Below are 14,329 nucleotides of genomic sequence, written 5' to 3' on the forward strand. Positions count from 1 at the left end.
GGCGCATCTTTTTCCTTTATTAGACAGGTTTTGCATGTTTTTCAGAATCAGCCTTTAATGATTGTTGCACATCGATCTCTGCTGCCTCGGCGCTGTATTTCGGAAGAGCGATAAAATAGAACACAAATACCGCTAAAATCACGATTCCCATGCCGTAATAAAGGTAATCAATATTGGTAACGAATTTCGGAAATAACAGGGCGACCAGTCCGAGTGTAATCGATTGGGCAAACATCATAAAAGGGTCCTGCCAGCCGCTGACCCGGCCCATTATTTTCGGATGAACGATTTTCGGCATCCAGCCGCCGATGGCGATATTGACAGGGCCGATGCACATGCCGAGGACGAAAGCCGCCATATAATAAATCCACAGCTTATCCGTATAGCCGAGGACAAAAATGAGCAGTCCGGCTGCCAAAATAGGAATCGACATCAAATGATGCGGTTTGACTTTTTTTGCGATCATCGTTCCGATCACACTTCCTGCAAGCAGGCCGAAGCCGAGTGCGACGGTGAAGATGGAAGTATGTGATTCGTAATGATCAGGCGCAAGTCCGTATTTCATCGTAAACATCGGCAGTACGGCAAAGCCGCCGTTGACAAAACCAAAGATAAAAAAGCCGAAAATAAGGGAAGCAAGCAATTTGTTTTTAACAATATATACGATCCCTTCCTTAAAATCAGCGACCGAGTCTTTCAGAAACGAATCTCCCCATTTAAAAGGGCCGTTCGGCTGACGGGCTTCTTTCGGAATGCGGCACGCGCGGATCAGAAAGCCTGATACAATAAAGCTGACAAAATCAAGGATAATGGCTCCGTGAATACCGATCGTTTTATACATAAACGCGCCTATACCGACGCCGAAAACCATGAAGATGCTGAACAGGATCTGGTTAAGTCCCGCCGCTTTCGCGTAATGCTCCTTAGGCAGAATAGCTTGTACAAGGCTGGCTTCCGCCGGGAAAAAGAACTTGGTCACGGCGCTTCTGATGAACAAAATACAGAACACGAGAGGGATGCTCCCGGTGTATAATGCGGCAAACAATACGATCGTCAGTCCGGCTCTGATCCAGTCACAATTCTCTGCGACCTTTTTCCTGTCAAGCCGGTCAGCTGCGACACCGACAATCAGAAATACGAAAACTGTCGGCAGTGAATACATCAGCTCAGCCAAAGTCGTGTATGCCGGCTGGTTTGAAAAATGGTCCAGCAAGTAAAAAGCGAAAGCCATATTACCTACAGTCGTTCCCATTTGAGAAGCGAGTGCTGCGAAAAAGAGACGGACAAAATTGCGATTTTTAAATATATCCATAAACATGCTCCTTACCCTAGAGGTCCCACTGTAATATATTATCATCAGCTCGTTCCATTAACAAATAAGATCTTTCTATCTTATAATAGTCACCCTTGTTCCATTAGGAACGGCAGCGGCAAGTTCAGTGACGTCCTGATTATACATCCGGATGCATCCTTTTGATACCGCTTTGCCGATGGAGGAAGGATTATTTGTTCCGTGAATGCCGTAATGAATTTTAGAGAGGCTGAGCCAATAAGCGCCGAACGGGCCGCCGGGCTTAGGCTGGCGGTTCACGATGTAAAATTCTCCGGTCGGCGTGGTCGTCAATATTTTTCCGACTGCGATGGGGTACGTACGGATGAGCCTGCCAAGGCGGTATAACTCCAGTTTCTTCGCTCCGATATACACGATGATGGAGTAGGGAATGGTGGATGGGTCGGGAAGATTCGGTATGATAATATGCTGTCCCGCGTATATGACCGATTGGATTGAGGGATTTGCCTGAAGGAGAGCAGCAGTGCTTATTCTGAAGTCTTGCGCAATGCTTGAGATGGTTTCTCCTTGTTTCACTTGATATGTCAGCAGTTTCATCACCCTCCTTTTTGCTCTTTTCCATATACATATTACGGAGGGGGTGTCTGTGCATCAGGATAAAAGTCTTATTTTTGCTCGGTTTTCAATGTGAACAGCGTGATTTCCGGTCTGGCTAAAAATCGATACGGCAGTCTTGTCGTACCGAGCCCGCGATTGACGTAAACGGCTGTGTCATGCAGCGTATACATGCCGTCGGTATACGTTTTTCCGTAAGGAGGCGTAATGAGAGGGCCGAAAAACGGGAGCTGGACCTGGCCGCCGTGAGTGTGTCCCGACAGCTGGAGGTTTACGGGATATCCGCCTATCTTGAGAGCGGCATCAGGCTCGTGGACGATTAAAATGGAAAACGCATCTTCGGAAAGGCGTGACAGGGTGCCTTCATAATCGGGTTTTCCGAGCATTACATCATCCAAAAACGCGAATTCAATCCGGCTTCCATCTGTCAGCTGCACCTGACGGTAGCCGTTTCGAAGCACTTGAAAATCAGCCGCTTCCATCAGAGCCTTGTACGTGTTCGTACCGTAGCCTCCGTGGTCATGGTTTCCGTAAACACAAAGTTTGCCGAAGGGAGCTTCAAGATTTTGCAGCACGGCGAGTGCATGCTGGTGATCATTAAATAAATGCGGCTTATCAATTAAATCTCCCGTAAAGATGAGCAGATCGGGTTTCAGCTGATTGATCTTTTCCGCTGCTTTATTCAAGTCACCGGATGTAAACACATCACTGAGATGCGTATCGCTGAATTGAACGATTTTAAAATTGTCAAAGCCGCGGGGGATCAGGCGGTTGGTGATTGTATGCCGGGTGATTTCAATCATGCGCGGTTCGATATACCGGGCATAGCCATAACCTCCGCAAGCTGTTGCAAGAGCCGCACCCAAAATGCCGAATCCTCTTTTTAAAAATGTTCTTCTCGTCATTTTCTCCATATGTAAAACCAACCTTTGTCAGAGTTGTTCTATTATATCATCAGCCTGGCTGAAAAATCCCTTCTCAGTATGTAATGACGCGGAAAGACATCTATGATAAAATTATGAATGATTATTCATTCAATAAAAGGGGTGGGTTTGTTATGGATAAGAAAGCGGTAATCATTACAGGCGGTTCAAGCGGCATGGGAAAAGCAATGGCGAAAAAACAGGCTGAATTAGGATGGCACGTCATGGTGACAGGGAGGAACCATGAAGCACTTGAGGAAACAAAAAAAGAAATTGAGACCTTTGAGGGGCAGGTCGCCTGTTTTCAAATGGATGTCCGTTCTGATTCCGCCGCTTCAGACATGATTACAGAAGCGAAAAAAGTCTTTGGCCGGCTCGATGCGCTGATTAACAATGCGGCCGGCAACTTTATTTGCCCGGCAGAGAAGCTGACGCCCAATGGATGGAAAGCTGTTATTGAGATTGTTTTAAACGGCACATTTTTCTGCAGCCAAGCAGCGGCAAGGCATTGGATCGAGCAGGAGCAGAAGGGCGTCATCTTAAATATGGCCGCTACATACGCATGGGGAGCGGGAGCGGGTGTCGTTCATTCCGCTGCAGCCAAAGCGGGGGTATTGTCACTGACAAGAACGCTGGCCGTTGAATGGGGGAGCAAATACGGCATCCGCACAAACGCGATAGCCCCCGGCCCGATTGAACGGACAGGCGGTGCGGAGAAGCTGTTTGAATCGGAAAAAGCGGTGTCCCGCACTATGAACAGTGTGCCGCTCGGCCGGCTGGGCACACCGGAAGAAATCGCCGCGTTGGCAGCGTTTTTGCTATCTGATGAAGCGTCCTATATAAACGGGGACTGTATCACAATGGACGGGGGGCAATGGCTGAATCCTTATCCGTTTTAATTTTTCATATATTGATTATTTTGCAAAACAAGCGAACGTTAAAGCCGCCGTTCGCTTGTTTTATTTTCTATTCAAAATTATGATATAATTTTGAAAGATTAAGGGGCGATTAATTGAAGAAATTATTAAAATGGTTCGTTGTACTATTTGTAAGCAGTTTCGTTATCATCTTTAATATTTGGTACTTTATTATTTGTGCTTTTACTCCGGAGTATTATCAAAATACCAATCTTACATCTGATGAAATAATCAGATTTGAAAAGCTATATCACATCGATTTTCCTGATGAAACGAAATTTATTAAAGCCAGGGAGTATTTGAGTGGGCTCGGAGGCGATACATCGGCTGTATTATATGTGTCTCTGCCAGCCAAGCTGGCGGAAACAATTTTATCTGATTACACGTATATGCCAATAAATCATACTGATACTGCCGGTTCAATGTATGGAGTTGACGTTTCCGAGAGTGTTGGCGGGTTAACAACTCTTACATTTGGCACTTTAGATAAAAAAGGAACTTTCTTTCAGTTGAAACATGATGATGATTGGATATTTAACAGCACTGATTGGAGCCATTATTTTTGGACAGCTGCCGGTTATAATGCTCTTATATTTATCCTTTTATTTGTGATTGTGAAACAAATGAATAACGTCCTTAATTAACCGGTCTGAAGAGTGATCTTAAAAATGTCCCCCTTTTATTTTAAGCTGCGGCCATACTGCCTCCTTTTCCCCTAATCTAAACATTTGTGGTGCTGATATAATTGTGTATAATCAGACAAAGATAGAGAAGCAGGTGATAACATGTTGGACCCACTTGATATACTGACGAATATTGATGATGTCATTCCGTATTACCAAGCGATTTTTAACGCTGAGGAACAAAGAGTCGTAGGCTACGAAGTGCTTGGGCGGATTTTGGCAGATGCGGAGATTGAGAGCCTCGGGCCGTTTTTCTTAGATTCCGGCATTCCGGAAGAATATAAGCTTGAGGTCGATGACAGAGTCATCAGGCAGGCGCTGGAGCGGTTTAAAGAAGCTGACCGTGATCTGTTGATTTTTATCAATCAGGATGCGAATGTATTGATGCTTGACCACGGCGAAAGCTTTCTTGAGCTTTTGAAAGAATACGAAGAGCAGGGCATTGAATTGAACCGTATTGTGCTTGAGATCACCGAGCACAATTTCGAAGGCGACATTGAACAGCTGTACCATATGCTTGCCTACTATCGTACATACGGCATTAAAATAGCGGTGGACAATATAGGTAAGGAGAGCAGCAACCTGGACAGAATCGCGCTCCTTTCACCGGACCTTCTGAAAATAGATTTGCAGGCGCTGAAGGTATCTCAGCCGTCACCATCATATGAGCATGTGCTGTACAGCATTTCATTGCTGGCGAGAAAAATCGGCGCCGCGCTGCTGTATGAAGATATAGAAGCTGATTTCCAGCTCCAGTACGCATGGAGAAACGGAGGCCGATTTTTTCAAGGCTATTATCTGCAGGCGCCGAGCGGGGATTTTATAGACCGGAGCCTGTTAAAAGCACGTTTGAAAACGGAGTTTCAGCAATTTATTACGAGAGAAAAAAAGAAGCTGGAAACGGTATATGAACACTCTGAGAATTTTTATAAGCGGGTCAATCAGGCAGTTTCCGAGCTGAAGAAAACCCATCAGGCGGACGATGAGTTTATTAAAAAACTGGCGGAAAACCTGACGGACTGCTGCTTCAGAATTTATATGTGTGATGAAGAAGGCTATCAGCTGACGGGAAATGTGTTCAAGCAGTCCGGCGAATGGCTTTATCAGCCTGAATACATGGAGAAAAACTGGAGTTGGCGTCCGTACTTTTTAGAAAACATCATGAAGATGCGGAATTCAAGAAAAGGCTTTTTCAGTGACCTGTACAGTGATATTGAGACGGGTGAGATGATCAGAACCTTTTCATACCCGATGGATGACAATATGTATTTATTTATCGATCTGCCTTACTCTTATTTATATGAACAGGATGGGTTACTTTAAAGCGGCTGCTGTATGCCGCTTTTTTTTGTTCATTTGAAAAAAGTTTTAAAAAACGATTGACAATGATACTGATAATCATTATCATTTAGTTATAGAGAGAAGTTACTCTCTGTTCCCCAACCCCTCTATCAGATCAAGATCCGAAAAAACTTGGCGCTACCCCCGCCAAGTTTTTTTATGCCGTCTCGCATAAAAAGGCTTCTCCTTACATACATCTGATAATGGCGGCTCAAAAAGCGAAAAATTATTTTTGAAAGGTGTATGACATTCCGAAAAAAGCTTCAAACTATTCGAAAACACGGTTTTCCCGTTTATTTCTTTTTGAAAATCCAGCGGGAAAATGCCATCCCGGTCTACTTTATGGTATGATGCTCTGTAGAACTTGTATTATAATAAATACTTGTTGATTTGAAGTTGTTTTTTGAAAGGAGTCTTTTTTTAGAATGTCACAATTAATGGGTATCATCACGCGGCTGCAAAGTCTGCAAGAAACAGCGGAAGCGGCTAACGAGCCGATGCAGCGTTATTTTGAAGTTAACGGCGAAAAAATTTGCAGTGTTAAATATTTCGAAAAAAATCAAACGTTTGAACTGACGGTTTTCCAAAAAGGTGAAAAACCTAACACATATCCGTTTGATAACATTGACATGATTTCTATTGAAATTTTTGAGCTCCTTCAGTAATTTGATTTGATTTTTCAGGCTGACCAAGCTTCCGGTCTTACGCAAGCGGAGCTTTATTAAATTATGCAAAGGAACGTGCTTGTTCGTTTGGTTGTAGACTCTGGAAAGAGGAGTGTCCGTACATGGCTGATTCTTTTCTGTTTTATAATCTTTCTGAGGCACAGATGACCTTTCAAGACGTGACGGAGCGGCTGAAACGCTTTGTCAATAAAGACCCCCGTTCAGCATATGTGCTGTCTGTAGGGACTGATTCACAAGTTTACCGCGACTTCACAAAGTTTATTACGGCTATACACTTGCACCGTACAGGCAAGGGAGCTTGGGGCTGTTTGAAAAATCATGATCTTGCAAGACCGATACATAGCCTTCGCGAAAAAATTTCGCTGGAAACCGCGTTCAGCCAGGAGATGGCTGCGCATATCCTCGACGGCCGTCTTATGGAACTGACAGATTTGCTCTTGCCTTTTACGGATGAAGGGGCGGATCTTTCATTTGAAGTGCATCTGGATATCGGTCAAAAAGGACTGACAAAAGAATTGATACAAGAAATGACCGGCCGCATTACCTCGATGGGCATTGAAGCGAAAATCAAGCCCGATTCCTGCACAGCATTCAGTTATGCCAATCGTTACACAAAATAATATTTCATACAGAATCCGCAAAATGTCGAATTATGCGGTTGACGATTTTTTTCTGTTTACTTATTCTAGCGGTAGAGCTGAAAGCAAATTTCACATTGCTTTCAGAGGTATTCAGTTAAAAATAGGGGGCCTGATTACGTATGAGTCTTATCAGTGAACGATTTACGGAAGAAGAACAGAAACTTCTGCTGAATATCCTGATCAATCAAGAATATGCCATTGAGCTTTTGACCAGCGAAATCAATGATATAGAAGCAGGGTCAAAAAGCGTTGATGGAACCACTTATAAAAAACTCGTAACGCTCTATGACCGTTTTCGGAACGAAAATTAATCAGCGGCCTATAAATTGATACTCGATTGCAAAGAGTATCTTTTTTATTGACGGAAACTTTTCGACAAAAAATGATAATGTTTATATTATTGCAATATAGGGAATACATGCTTTGATGAAAAATGTAAAGGGGTCGAAGTGACATGATTAGCTTACAATCAGATCAGCTTCTTGATGCAACAGTCGGACAATTTATGATCGAGGCGGATAAAGTGGCGCACGTTCAAGTCGGAAATAACCTTGAGCATGCTCTATTAGTGCTGACGAAAACCGGCTATACCGCCATTCCCGTCCTTGACGCTTCGTACCGTCTGCACGGTTTGATCGGGACAAATATGATTATGAACAGCATTTTCGGACTTGAACGGATCGAGTTTGAGAAGCTGGATCAAATTACGGTTGAGGAAGTCATGCTGAAAGACATTCCCCGTCTCCACATCAATGATCCGATTATCAAAGGGTTCAGCATGGTCATTAACAACGGCTTTGTCTGCGTTGAAAATGATGAAGGCGTCTTTGAAGGCATTTTCACGAGAAGAGTCGTATTAAAGCAGTTGAGCAGCCATATCAGATCATTGAATAAGTAGGCTCGCACGATCAGCCTATTTGTTCTTTTGCATGCCAGAAAAAGAAAACGCATACATATGAGTGGCGCTTGCCTCGGCAGCCTTTATTTTATTAGAATGGTAGATAAGAAATACGAAAAGGCATTGAAAAGGAGGACGACATGCAGCTTCAAGAGCTTCATATGCTCGTAGTTTTAGCTGAGGAATTAAACATGAGGAAGGCTGCCGAACGGTTATTCGTGTCACAGCCGGCTCTGTCCCAGCGATTGCAGACCATTGAAAAAGCCTGGGGAACAAAGATCTTTCTTAGGTCTCAAAAAGGACTTACGGTAACGCCGGCAGGAGAAAAAATCATACAATTTGCAAATGACGTCACGGATCGGCAAGAAAGAATCAGAGAAAACATTGATGAACTTGAGGGTGAGATTCACGGCACATTAAAGCTTGCCGTCGCCTCCATTATCGGGCAGCACTGGCTTCCGAAAGTGTTAAAAACATATGTGGAACGATATCCGAATGCAAAGGTCTCTCTCATTACAGGGTGGAGCAGCGAAATGCTGAAAAGTCTGTATGAAGATCAGGTACATATCGGCATTATCCGGGGAAATCCGGAATGGAAAGGCCGGAAAGATTATTTAATGACCGATCATTTATATTTGGTTGATACGGAAATTTCCTGTATTGATGATATTGCCCATACCGATCGGCCGTTCATCCAATTCAAAAGTGACAGTACATATTTTCAGGAAATTCAGCATTGGTGGCATCAAAAATTCAAAACCTCGCCGAAACAGACCATCCTCGTCGATCAGATTGAAACGTGCAAGCAGATGGCGCTGCACGGGATCGGATATGCTATTCTGCCGTCAGTCACCTTAGAAGAGGAAGACAAAGTAAATAAAATGCCCCTGCTTGATACAAAAGATCATCCGATCGGCCGTGACACATGGCTGCTCGGATATGAGCCGGCATTTGAATTAAAACAGGTGCAGGCTTTTGTTTCTGTCATTAAAGATATGCTGAAGCAGGAACGCCCATTTTAGAAAGACAGCAATCATGCTGTCTTTTTTTATTTTTTATTGACAATGAAAATCATTATCATTTAAAGTGTTATATATGTTAATGAAAATCATTATCAATTACGAGGTGATCATATGCAGAAAGCATTAATGATATACGCAAGCATGTCGGGGAATACAGAGGATATTGCCGGCATTATAAAAGAAACACTGAGCGGGCATCAGATAGCAGTTGACTGTCTCGACATGGACGAAGCAGATGCGGATTCTCTCGAAGCATATGATTATGTTTTTGTCGGCACGTACACATGGGGGGACGGTGATCTTCCTTACGAAGCGGAAGATTTTTACGAAGATATTCTGCATAGCCAGCTCAACGGACTGAAAACGGCCTGTTTCGGTTCAGGCGATCACGCCTACCCGAAGTTTTGCGAAGCGGTCACGCTGTTTTGCGATGCGTTTGAACAGGCCGGAGCCAATTTATATCCGGAAACGCTGAAAATTGAGCTGGCGCCCGAGACGGCTGAAGATCAAGAATGCTGCAAAGAATTTGTCCGCGGTTTTCTTGCATGGGCCGCTCACCACGGAGACCGGTGCCATGTTTCATAAAGGCGCGACGGCTGTCATGGCATCAGTGACTTCAGGATATTTTGTCGCAGTGAAAGACGAAGGTATTTTTCATTTTTCCGCGGAAGAAGGCTGGAAAAGACTATTCCGAGTGAAAAGCAGAATTCATGTGCTGACTTACATAGGGCCTTACATATTCGCGGCTGGAGAAAAAGGCGCCGTCCTCAGATCAGCCGATCAGGGAAAGGCTTGGACGGCCTCCCGGTTTCCGACCAGCGCCTCCGTATGGGCCGTTGCCGGGCGGAATGACGGGTTTGTCTGTGCGCACGGCACATACTGCCTCTACTTATCTGATGATTTCGGCGTCACTTGGCATGTGGCTAAGCCCTTTTCACAATTAAAGGAGCCGCCTGTCATCCGTTCGCTTTGTTTACACGGTCAGACGATTTATATCGGCACCCGGATTCATATGAATCATGGCGGCATTTGGGCGTATGATCTGACGGAAGACCGCATCCGGCCTATAAGCTGCGAAAGGCAGCGCATGACGGCTTCAATGATGATGTATCAGAATGACTGGCTCATTGCAGCAAAGGGCGCGGCAAAGGGAGAACGGGGCGAGGTTGCCGTCCGAAACGTGCGGACGCAAGAGGAGTTTGCCATTACAGCCGGACCCGCCGTACGGGAAAAATCATTTCTCGACGTTTCTGAGGATAACGGGATTATTTATGTCACATCGACACAGGACGAAAACGGATTTTCGCGTATTTATCAAGCTGATCTCGCCGCCGGTGAATTAAAGTGGTTTGATACGATCCGCGGTCACGGATGGCGGGTGGCCAACCGGGAAGAAAACTTTTTTTGCGCGGGCCTTTACGAAAGTAAGTTTGTCAGACCGTATGAGGCGGTTCGGCTCGCACATTAGTTTTTATGCATAAAGGAGAGACGAAGATGGGGAATGTATTGCTTGTTTACGCCACAATGTCAGGAAACACCGAGGCGATGGCGGATTTAATTGAAAAAGGGCTGATCGAAGCACAAGCATCCGTAGACAGATATGAAGCGATGGATATTCATGCCGAACTTTTTAATGATTACAAGTATATTTTATTAGGCACATATACGTGGGGAGACGGGGATCTTCCTGATGAAATGCTCGATATTGCTGAAGATATGGAAAACCTGGAGTTTACGGGAAAAACATTTGCTTTGTTCGGTTCCGGAGATACGTCCTATGAGTTTTTTTGCGGGGCGGTTGACGAATTGGAAAAAGTAATCACAGCCCGCGGCGGACGGGTGGTGCTGCCGTCGGTCAAAATTGAAAACAACCCTGAGGGCAGTGAGGAAGAAGAGCTCCGGGAATTCGGAAGACAGTTTGCCGCGCTGTGCAGCCAGCCGGCAGAATAAAGGCTTGTTCCTTTTTTTCTTGTCTTTGTATCCTTCCTTTGTTACAGTAATGAGGTAGAAAATCAGAGGAGGACAATACATATGAAAATGATGGATGCAAATGAAATTATTTCATTTATTCAAAATAGTACAAAATCAACGCCTGTAAAAGTGTATGTAAAAGGCGATCTTGAAGGAATCAGCTTTGGAGATTCCGCTAAAACATTCCTGAACGGCCAATCCGGCGTCGTTTTTGGCGAGTGGGCTGAAATTAAAAGCGCAATCGAAGAAAACAAAGACAAAATTGAGGATTACGTCATTGAAAATGACCGCCGCAACTCTGCGATCCCGATGCTTGATTTAAAAGATGTTAAAGCGAGAATCGAGCCCGGCGCTATTATCCGCGACCAAGTCGAAATCGGCGACAATGCCGTTATCATGATGGGTGCGTCTATTAATATCGGTTCAGTCATCGGCGAAGGTACGATGATTGATATGAACGTTGTTCTCGGTGGACGCGCGACTGTCGGCAAAAACTGCCACATCGGAGCGGGTTCTGTATTAGCGGGCGTTATTGAGCCGCCTAGCGCTAAGCCTGTTGTCGTGGAAGACGACGTTGTGATCGGCGCAAATGCGGTTGTGCTTGAAGGCGTAACAATCGGTAAAGGCGCGGTTGTCGCTGCCGGAGCCATCGTTGTAAATGACGTCGAGCCATATACCGTTGTAGCGGGAACACCTGCGAAAAAAATCAAAGATATCGATGAAAAAACAAAAGGCAAAACAGAAATCAAACAGGAATTACGCCAGCTGTAAGGAATGGTTTGATAGAATGGGCGTGGATGATAAAATCCACGCCTTATTCTTATCTCAAGGAGGAATACATATGGAAAAAGAGCGGCTCATTGCCATCCGAAGAGATCTGCACCGCATTCCGGAGATCGGCTTTCAGGAATATAAAACCCAACAGTACCTGCTGAATCTATTGAACCAATATCCGGAGGAAAGAATTGAAATCGAAACTTGGAGAACCGGCATCTTTGTCAAAGTCAACGGCACGGCTCCGGAAAAAATGCTCGCCTACAGAGCGGATATAGACGCTCTGTCGATTGAAGAGCAGACGGGGCTTCCGTTTGCATCTGAACACCCCGGTTTTATGCACGCATGCGGCCACGATATGCACATGACCATCGCGCTCGGCATTATTGATCATTTTGTCCATCATCCCGTCAAACATGATCTGCTCTTTTTATTCCAGCCGGCTGAAGAAGGACCGGGCGGAGCGGAACCGATGCTTGAAAGCGATGTGCTGAAAAAATGGACGCCGGATTTGATTACCGCTCTCCATATAGCACCTGAGCTTCCTGTAGGCACAATTTCCACCAAAAGCGGATTGCTGTTTGCCAATACGAGCGAACTCGTCATCGATCTTGAGGGGAAAGGCGGGCATGCGGCATATCCGCATACAGCAGACGACATGGTCGTCGCCGCGAGCACGCTTGTCACGCAGCTGCAAACGGTCATATCCAGAAATACGGATCCGCTTGACAGCGCTGTGATAACTGTCGGAACGATTACCGGGGGCACGGCGCAAAATATCATCGCAGAGCATGCTCATCTGGAGGGAACTATCCGGACGCTTTCCGAGGAATCAATGCGTATGGTGAAAAAGCGGATTGAAGAGCTTGTCAAAGGAATTGAAATCGGCTTCCGATGCAAAGGAAAAGTCACGTATCCGTCCGTTTATCATCAAGTTTATAATACAAGCGGCCTGACCGAAGAATTTATGCAATTTGTCAGCGATCATCAGCTTGCTGACGTGAGAACGGCAAAAGAAGCGATGACCGGAGAAGATTTCGGATATATGCTGAAAAAATATCCCGGCTTTATGTTCTGGCTGGGGGCCGATTCATCCCACGGGCTTCATCACGCCAAGCTGAACCCGGATGAAGATGCGATGGAAACCGCGGTAAATGTCATGGTCGGATATTTTTCGAAGTATGCCAATTAAATCCGAAAAGAAGAATAATCTAACAAAAATTGAGCATTCTACATAACGGAGGTGTTCAATATGACGAAAAAAATTGGAATTGAACAATCTTTATCGGATGTAGAACAGGCGTTAAAACAAAAGGGATATGACGTAGTGATGATGAAGACTCCTGAGGATGCGAAGAATTGTGACTGCTGTGTCGTAACCGGACTTGACAGCAATGTCCAAGGAATTGCCGATACGTCAACTCAGGCTCCCGTCATTACGGCTTCCGGAATGACCGCCGACGAAATCTGCAGCGAAGTGGAAAAAAAATTTCATTAAAAAGAAAAAACCGAAGCTTACGCTTCGGTTTTTCTATTCGGCGGAAGCGGCGTTTTTAAAACGGTCGAGCGCGATTTTCATTTCTCTCCGCAGTACGCGTTCAACCCGCCATTGCTCCATATTTTCTGTTTTGGCAATGATTCTGATCACCATTTCTGACGAGCTTAAATCCTGAACCCCGATGACGTCCGGCCCTTCCTTAATCTGCGGGAGCTCAGCGGCTGCTTTGTCACACGCGGTTTGCAGGATTTGAATGGTTTCATCAAGATTTTTTTCAAGCGGCACTTTAATATCGACAAGCGCCTGCATCGTTCCGCGGGAATGGTTGCTCACATTCGTAATGCCCCGGTTGGGAAGATAGTGAAGCGTGCCGTCAAAGCTCCGGATTTGCGTCGTACGGAGACCGACCTGCTCGACAATGCCGCTGTAGCCGGCAACCGTAATATAATCGCCGACGTCGATCTGTTTTTCCAAAAGGATAAAAAATCCGGTGACGATGTCACTGACAAGCCCCTGAGCCCCAAAGCCGACTGCGAGACCGACCACACCGGCGCCGGCAATGAGAGCGCTCGGATTGTAGTGAAATAAATCCAAAATCATCACGATAAAAACGAAAATCAAGATGTATCCATATACATTAAGCGCGAGGCTTCGCAAAGTATAAGCGCGGCCTGTGGAGAGGTTGTTTTGTTGCTCGAATTTCTGAAACAGATGCTTGATCAGCTTTTTTCCTGCCGCCCGGAAAATAAAGTACGCTAAAATAATGAGAGCCAGCTTTATGATGAAAATCCCGGCAGATGTGAGAAGCCCGGCCCAGTCAAAGTGTTTTAAATCAAACATAGTGATGTCTTCCTTTCAAGTCTATTGCGGAAAAAGCTAAAAGTCATATACCCGTTTTTAAAATAAGATAAACCTTTTAATAGAAACCAGTTATTTCATTTATGATTTGTTCATATTGCCCGGTTTCAATATCATCATTTTTGTGAAGATATGAACTAAGGAATCGCCACACTCATTTTAACATGGTGATTCAGCCAAATCATATCCTTTGGAGGGAAACCAGGAGAAC

Annotated in this window: 18 protein-coding genes; 14 read left to right on the forward strand and 4 right to left on the reverse strand. The window is 45.0% G+C overall.

What is annotated here, in order from left to right; genetic code table 11:
• Positions 1 to 19: 19 nt before the first annotated feature.
• From NYE62_RS07125 to NYE62_RS07135, 3 genes are all read right to left on the reverse strand, one after another.
• Positions 20 to 1,312, reverse strand: coding sequence for an MFS transporter (locus tag NYE62_RS07125; RefSeq protein WP_032868138.1), 1,293 nt, complete (start codon positions 1,310 to 1,312; stop codon positions 20 to 22).
• Between the two features lie 75 nt (positions 1,313 to 1,387).
• Positions 1,388 to 1,882, reverse strand: coding sequence for a L,D-transpeptidase family protein (locus tag NYE62_RS07130; protein WP_095284082.1), 495 nt, complete (start codon positions 1,880 to 1,882; stop codon positions 1,388 to 1,390).
• Positions 1,883 to 1,956: 74 nt separating this feature from the next.
• A complete protein-coding gene (locus NYE62_RS07135) occupies positions 1,957 to 2,820 on the reverse strand; it encodes a metallophosphoesterase (protein WP_256683780.1) in 864 nt (287 codons plus the stop codon).
• Between the two features lie 143 nt (positions 2,821 to 2,963).
• On the opposite strand from NYE62_RS07135, the gene fadH reads away from it, so the two are divergent.
• From fadH to NYE62_RS07205, 14 genes are all read left to right on the forward strand, one after another.
• Entirely contained in the window at positions 2,964 to 3,728 is a 765-nt protein-coding gene (gene fadH, locus NYE62_RS07140) for a 2,4-dienoyl-CoA reductase (protein WP_003154618.1), read from the forward strand.
• Between the two features lie 113 nt (positions 3,729 to 3,841).
• A complete protein-coding gene (locus NYE62_RS07145) occupies positions 3,842 to 4,390 on the forward strand; it encodes a hypothetical protein (protein WP_007409614.1) in 549 nt (182 codons plus the stop codon).
• A 141-nt stretch (positions 4,391 to 4,531) separates the two neighbouring features.
• Positions 4,532 to 5,752, forward strand: coding sequence for an EAL-associated domain-containing protein (locus NYE62_RS07150; protein ID WP_007409615.1), 1,221 nt, complete (start codon positions 4,532 to 4,534; stop codon positions 5,750 to 5,752).
• A 443-nt stretch (positions 5,753 to 6,195) separates the two neighbouring features.
• Complete coding sequence (locus NYE62_RS07155) at positions 6,196 to 6,435, forward strand: DUF1797 family protein (protein ID WP_003154613.1); 240 nt, start codon at positions 6,196 to 6,198, stop codon at positions 6,433 to 6,435.
• A gap of 122 nt (positions 6,436 to 6,557) precedes the next feature.
• Positions 6,558 to 7,076 carry a ribonuclease H-like YkuK family protein gene (locus NYE62_RS07160; protein WP_007409617.1) on the forward strand — a complete coding sequence of 173 codons (519 nt, stop codon included), beginning with the start codon at positions 6,558 to 6,560 and terminating at the stop codon, positions 7,074 to 7,076.
• A gap of 140 nt (positions 7,077 to 7,216) precedes the next feature.
• On the forward strand, positions 7,217 to 7,408 hold the full coding sequence (gene abbA / locus NYE62_RS07165) for an antirepressor AbbA (protein WP_003154609.1): 192 nt from the start codon (positions 7,217 to 7,219) through the stop codon (positions 7,406 to 7,408).
• A gap of 143 nt (positions 7,409 to 7,551) precedes the next feature.
• A complete protein-coding gene (gene cbpB, locus NYE62_RS07170; RefSeq protein ID WP_003154608.1) occupies positions 7,552 to 7,995 on the forward strand; it encodes a cyclic-di-AMP-binding protein CbpB in 444 nt (147 codons plus the stop codon).
• Positions 7,996 to 8,135: 140 nt separating this feature from the next.
• Positions 8,136 to 9,017: a transcriptional regulator CcpC gene (ccpC, locus tag NYE62_RS07175; protein ID WP_007611101.1), complete on the forward strand. Its 882-nt coding sequence runs from the start codon at positions 8,136 to 8,138 to the stop codon at positions 9,015 to 9,017.
• 111 nt (positions 9,018 to 9,128) lie between these two features.
• Complete coding sequence (locus tag NYE62_RS07180) at positions 9,129 to 9,602, forward strand: flavodoxin (protein WP_012117440.1); 474 nt, start codon at positions 9,129 to 9,131, stop codon at positions 9,600 to 9,602.
• Positions 9,592 to 10,485, forward strand: a complete 894-nt coding sequence (locus tag NYE62_RS07185; RefSeq protein WP_342497325.1) for a sialidase family protein — start codon at positions 9,592 to 9,594, stop codon at positions 10,483 to 10,485. Before NYE62_RS07180 ends, NYE62_RS07185 begins: the two co-directional genes overlap by 11 nt.
• Positions 10,486 to 10,511: 26 nt before the next feature.
• On the forward strand, positions 10,512 to 10,967 hold the full coding sequence (locus tag NYE62_RS07190) for a flavodoxin (RefSeq protein WP_251257131.1): 456 nt from the start codon (positions 10,512 to 10,514) through the stop codon (positions 10,965 to 10,967).
• 81 nt (positions 10,968 to 11,048) lie between these two features.
• Complete coding sequence (gene dapD / locus NYE62_RS07195; protein ID WP_007409623.1) at positions 11,049 to 11,759, forward strand: 2,3,4,5-tetrahydropyridine-2,6-dicarboxylate N-acetyltransferase; 711 nt, start codon at positions 11,049 to 11,051, stop codon at positions 11,757 to 11,759.
• A gap of 70 nt (positions 11,760 to 11,829) precedes the next feature.
• Entirely contained in the window at positions 11,830 to 12,954 is a 1,125-nt protein-coding gene (locus NYE62_RS07200) for an N-acetyldiaminopimelate deacetylase (RefSeq protein WP_012117444.1), read from the forward strand.
• 60 nt (positions 12,955 to 13,014) lie between these two features.
• Entirely contained in the window at positions 13,015 to 13,260 is a 246-nt protein-coding gene (locus NYE62_RS07205; RefSeq protein WP_003154596.1) for a YkuS family protein, read from the forward strand.
• 33 nt (positions 13,261 to 13,293) lie between these two features.
• Here NYE62_RS07205 and NYE62_RS07210 read toward each other — a convergent pair whose 3' ends face one another.
• The gene (locus tag NYE62_RS07210; RefSeq protein ID WP_342497326.1) at positions 13,294 to 14,100 is read right to left on the reverse strand and encodes a mechanosensitive ion channel family protein; all 807 of its coding nucleotides are present in this window, start codon (positions 14,098 to 14,100) and stop codon (positions 13,294 to 13,296) included.
• Between the last annotated feature and the right edge of the window lie 229 nt (positions 14,101 to 14,329).

The sequence above is a fragment of the Bacillus sp. FSL K6-2861 genome (assembly GCF_038630725.1).
GTDB lineage: Bacteria > Bacillota > Bacilli > Bacillales > Bacillaceae > Bacillus > Bacillus velezensis.